This window comes from Streptomyces sp. HSW2009 (genome assembly GCF_040240285.1).
Taxonomy (GTDB): domain Bacteria; phylum Actinomycetota; class Actinomycetes; order Streptomycetales; family Streptomycetaceae; genus Streptomyces.
This window is the reverse complement of sequence record NZ_JBEHZD010001133.1, coordinates 1-558: the sequence shown is the minus strand read 5'-3', so window position 1 is coordinate 558 and position 558 is coordinate 1. Positions and strand designations below refer to the sequence as shown.

The 558-nt window shown below is 61.1% G+C and carries 1 protein-coding gene; it reads left to right on the top strand.

Annotated elements, in window-relative coordinates; all coding sequences use genetic code 11:
* Positions 1–22: 22 nt before the first annotated feature.
* A partial coding sequence (locus AAHZ94_RS34905) for an AMP-binding protein (protein WP_349997666.1) occupies positions 23–558 on the top strand: 536 nt, incomplete at its 3' end.

Genomic DNA, 558 nt, shown 5'->3' with positions numbered 1-558 from the left:
TGGTGGTGTGTTGGGTGGTTCGGTGTTGGGGTTGTTTGGTGAGCAGGTGTTGTTGCGTGGTGGGTCGGTTGCGGTGCGGGATGGTGTGGGTGGGGTGTTGACGTATGGGGAGTTGGATGTGCGGTCGGATGTGGTGGCGGGGTTGTTGGTGGGTCGTGGTGTGGGTGTGGGGGATGTGGTGGGGGTGGGGTTGCCGCGGTCGGTTGATTTGTTGGTGGTGTTGTTGGGTGTGTGGAAGGCGGGGGCGGGGTTTGTGCCGTTGGATGTGGAGTTTCCGGTGGATCGGTTGGGGTTTGTGGTGCGGGATTGTGGGTTGGGTTTGTTGGTGACGGTGGAGGGTTTGGTGGGGGTGTTTTCGGGGCTTGGGGTTGAGTTGTTGGTGTTGGATTCGCCGGGTGTGGTTGCTGAGTTGGGGGTTGTGGAGGAGGGTTTGGGTGGTGTGGTGTTGCCGGGTGTGGTGTCGGGTGGGGTGGCGTATGTGATTTATACGTCGGGTTCGACGGGGTGGCCGAAGGGTGTGGTGGTGTCGCATGGGGCGTTGGTGAATGTGTTGGTGGG